Below are 4,892 nucleotides of genomic sequence, written 5' to 3'. Positions count from 1 at the left end.
CGCCTACGCGGCTCGGCTCGCCGGCGCGGCCCCGGTATGGACCGAACTGCCCGTCCAGTACGCCGACTACACCCTGTGGCAGAGGGACCTGCTCGGCTCCGAAAAGGACCCCACCAGCACGGCCGCCCGCCAGTCCGCCTTCTGGCGCGACGCCCTGACCGCGCTCCCCGTCGAACTCGACCTGCCCCTCGACCGGCCACGCGGCCCCGCGACGGCCGCCCGGCACGGCGCCCGGGTCCCCGTCACCATCGACGCCGAAGTCCACACCCGCGTCACGGAGTTGGCCAGGCGGACGGGCGTGACCCCGTTCATGGTGGTCCAGGCCGCCCTCGCCGTCCTGCTGTCCCGACTCGGAGGCGGCACCGACATCCCGCTCGGCACACCGATCGCCGGACGCACCGAGGAAGCCCTGCACGATCTGGTCGGCTTCTTCCTCAACACCCTGGTCCTGCGCACCGACGTCTCCGGCGACCCCACCTTCGCCGAACTCCTCACCCGTGTACGGGAGACGGACCTCGCCGCCTTCGAGAACCAGGACCTCCCCTTCGAACGCCTGGTGGAGATCATCGCTCCACCGCGCACCGCGGCACGCCACCCCCTCTTCCAGGTGATGCTGTCCTTCGACACCAACACCGAAGCCGCCTTCGACCTCCCCGGACTCGACATCGGCGAATTCGAGATCCCCGGATCCGAAACAGCCAAATTCGACCTCAACTTCGAGTTCGAGGAGCGGTTCGGTCCGGCGGGACAGCCGACCGGCATCAAGGGGATACTCGAGTACGCCACCGACCTGTTCGACCACCACACGGTCCAGGCATTGGCCGAGCGGCTCAGCCGGCTGCTCGGAGAACTGACCTCCGACCCCGACCGGCCCATCGACCTGGCGGACCACCAGACGCAGACCCGCGGGTTCCGCAGCGAACTCGGCGAGGTCGAGGCGGTACTCACGGGGTATCCCGGCATCGCCGAGGCCACGATCGTCGCCCGCGAGGACATCCCGGGCGGCAAGCGTCAGGTCGGCTACGTGGTGCCCGGCCCCGGCCTTGACCCGGAAGTCGCCGTACGGCTGCCCGCGATCCTGCGCGAGCACGCTGCCGGGCTGCTGCCCGCGCACGTGGTGCCGGCCGCGGTCGTGGTCCTGGACCGGCTGCCGTTGACCGCCAACGGCGAGCTCGACCACGAGGCCCTGCCCGCACCGGACCCCGCCGTCGTGGCCGCCCGCCGTGCTCCGAGGACCGTCCAGGAAGAGATCCTGTGCGCCGCGTTCGCCAAGGTGCTGAACCTGGAGCTCTCCACCGTCGGCATCGACGACAACTTCTTCCTTCTCGGCGGCCACTCCCTGCTCGCGACCCGGCTGGCCGCCCACATCCGCGCCCTGCTCGGGGTCGAACTCGGCATCCGTACGCTGTTCGAAGCCCCCGTCATCGCCGCCCTGGCCAAGGCGCTGGCCGGGGCGGGCCCCTCGCGTCCGGCCCTGGTGACCGCGGATCGTCCGGAGCCGCTGCCGTTGTCGTCCGCGCAGCAGCGGTTGTGGTTCCTGCACGAGTTGGAGGGACCGAGCGCCACCTACAACATCCCGGCGGTCATCAGGCTTTCCGGTGTGCTCGACACCGGTGCGCTGGACGCGGCGTTGCGGGATGTCCTCGGGCGCCACGAGGTGCTGCGCACGCTCTTCCCGTCGGTCGAGGGACGGCCGTACCAGCGGGTGGTGCCGGTCGAGGAGCTCGGCGAATTGCTCACCGTGGAACCGGTCGGGCCGTCCGGCCTGACCGCGTCGATCGGCGAGGCGGAGGGCCACTGCTTCGACCTCTCGGCCGAAGTGCCGTTCCGGGCCTGGCTGTTCGAAGCCGGTGCGGACGAACACGTGCTGGTGCTGCTCGTGCACCACATCGCCGGTGACGGCTGGTCGCTGGTGCCGCTGGCCCGAGACTTCTCCGTGGCGTACACAGCGCGCCTGGCCGACCAGGAACCCGGATGGGCGCCGCTACCGGTCCAGTACGCGGACTACACACTCTGGCAGCGTGAACTGCTCGGCGACGCGCAGGACCCCGAGAGCCTGCTGAGCAAGCAACTGGCCTACTGGCGCCACGCGCTGTCCGGCATACCGGAGGAACTGCCGCTGCCCGTCGACCGTGCCCGCCCCGCCGTGGCCACGCATCAGGGCGGGAGCGTGACGCTGGAGATCCCCGAGCGGCTGCACGCCCGGGTCGCCGAACTGGCCCGGGACGAAGGCGCGACGGTCTTCATGGTGCTCCAGGCCACGTTGGCCGTGCTGCTCTCCCGGCTCGGCGCCGGCCAGGACATCGTGATCGGAACCCCGACGGCCGGGCGCACCGACACCGCGCTCGACGACCTCGTCGGCTTCTTCGTCAACACCCTCGTCCTGCGCACGGACGTGTCCGGCGGTCCGTCATTCGGCGAGCTGCTCGCCCGGGTGCGGGAGCAGGCGCTCGACGCGTTGGCGCACCAGGACGTACCGTTCGAGCGCCTGGTCGAGGAGCTGGCCCCGGCCCGTTCCATGGCCCGCCATCCGCTGTGCCAGGTCATGCTCGCGCTCCAGAACAACGCCGATCCCGTGCTCCAGCTGCCCGGCCTGCGCACGAGCGTCCTGCCCGACGAGGACACCCCGGCGAAGTTCGACCTCTCCTTCGACCTGCGCGAACGCTTCGACCAGCACGGCCGGCCCGCCGGAATGACCGGCGAGATCTTCTACGCCGTCGACCTGTTCGACCATGCAAGCGTCGAGCAGCTCGCCGAACGCTTCACCCGTGTCCTCGACACCCTGACCACCGGCCCGGACCAGCGGGTCGACCAGGTCCCGGTGCTCTCGGCCGCGGAGCAGGAGAAGGTGCTGCACACCTGGAACGACACCTCCCGCTCCGTCCCGCCCACGACCCTGCCGGCGCTCTTCCAGGACCAGGCCGCCCGCACCCCCGAGGCCACCGCGGTCGTCTTCGAGGGCACCACCTTGACCTACGGCGAACTCAACACCCGCGCCAACCGGCTCGCGCACCACCTGATCGAGCACGGGGTCGGTCCCGAGGGCATCGTGGGCATGGCACTGCCACGGTCGATCGACCTCGTCGTGGCGATGCTCGGCATACTCAAGGCGGGCGCGGCGTATCTCCCGATCGACACCGAATACCCGAAGGAACGGGTCCGGTTCATGATCGAGGACGCGAAGCCGTCGTACGTGGTGACGCTCCAGGCCGCCGTGGCCGGGCTGCCGGCCGACGCGCCCCTGCTGGTCCTGGACGACGCCGCCACCCAGGAAGAGCTGACCGCACACCCGGCCTGGAGTCACGACCCGACCGACGTCGAGCGCACCGGCCCGCTGACCCCCGCCCATCCCGCCTACGTCATCTACACCTCCGGCTCCACCGGAACTCCCAAGGGCGTGGCGGTACCGCACCACAGCATCACCAACTTCATCACCGTCCACCGTGAGTCGGTCTTCGCCTGTGCCGCCGATCTGTCGGACAGTCGCCCGCTGCGGGTCGCGCTGACCACCTCCATATCCTTCGACGCGGTGTGGGACCAGCTGTCGTGTCTGCTGGAGGGGCACGAGCTGCACGTCGTGAGCACGGAGGTGCTCTCCGACATCGGTCTCCTCGCGACCTGGCTGGACGCACATGACGTCGACTTCCTGGAGCTGACCCCCACCCACATGGCCGCCGCTGTGTCGGAAGGCCTGTTCGACAACGGCCGCCGTACTCCGGCACTGCTCGTGGTCGGTGGCGAGGCCGTGCCCGACTCGCTCTGGGAGTGGCTCGGATCGCTGGGTGAGGGCACCCGCAGCTTCAGCTTCTACGGGCCCACCGAGTGCACGGTCTACCAGGTCTTCGCCGAGCCGCGATCCACACCGCGGCCGATACTCGGCGGACCCACCTTCAACATGCGGGTGTTCGTGCTCGACGACGGCCTGGAACCGGTGGCCCCCGGTGTGACGGGCGAGTTGTACGTGACGGGTGCCGGTCTGGCGCGTGGCTACCTGAACCGTCCCGCACTGACCGCGGAGCGGTTCGTGGCCTGTCCGTTCGGTGCGCCGGGCGAGCGGATGTACCGGACCGGGGACCTGGCGCGGTGGCGGGCGGACGGAACCCTCGAGTTCGTCGGCCGGGCCGACGACCAGGTGAAGATCCGGGGGTTCCGGATCGAGATCGGGGAGGTCGAGGCGGTGCTGGCCCGGTATCCCGGTATCGCCCGGGCCGTGGCGGTGGTCCGCGAGGACATCCCTGGTGACAAGCGTCTGGTCGGTTATGCGGTACCCGCCCCGGGGCAATCCCCGGAACAGATCGCGCAGTTGCCCGCCCTGTTGCGCCGGCACGCCGCGGGGCCGCTTCCGGATTACATGGTGCCGGCCGCGGTCGTGGTCCTGGACCGGCTGCCGTTGACCGCCAACGGCAAGCTGGACCGCAAGGCCCTGCCCGTCCCCAACTACGCGGTCGCCTCGACTCACCGCGCTCCGACGACCGTGCGGGAGAAGATGCTGTGTGCGGCGTTCGCCGAGGTGCTCGGTCTGCCCGGTGTCGGCGTCGACGACCACTTCTTCGAACTCGGCGGGCACTCCCTGCTCGCGACCCGGCTGGTCGCCCGCATCCGCGCCCTGCTCGGGATGGAGATCACCATCCGCGCGTTGTTCGAGGCGCCCACGGTCGCCGCCCTGGCCCGTGTGCTGGTCGAGGCGGGACCCTCCCGTCCGGCCCTGGTGGCCGGGGTTCGTCCACAGGCGCTGCCGTTGTCGTTTGCGCAGCAGCGGTTGTGGATCATCGGTCAGTTGGCGGGGCCGAGCGCGGCGTACAACATGCCGTTGGTGCTGCGTCTGTCCGGGGCGTTGGACCGGCAGGCGCTGGCGGCGGCGCTGGGTGACGTGGTGGGCCGGCACGAGAGCC

Annotated in this window: 1 protein-coding gene; it reads left to right on the top strand. The window is 70.6% G+C overall.

Translation table 11 applies throughout. The features are described from left to right. The coding region (locus AB0N07_RS49685) for an amino acid adenylation domain-containing protein (RefSeq protein WP_365847437.1) at positions 1-4,892 on the top strand (4,892 nt) is incomplete at both ends.

Source organism: Streptomyces sp. NPDC051172 (assembly GCF_040682555.1).
Lineage (GTDB): Bacteria > Actinomycetota > Actinomycetes > Streptomycetales > Streptomycetaceae > Streptomyces.
The sequence above is the reverse complement of the archived record's forward strand: the minus strand, read 5'-3'. Positions and strand labels throughout refer to the sequence as shown.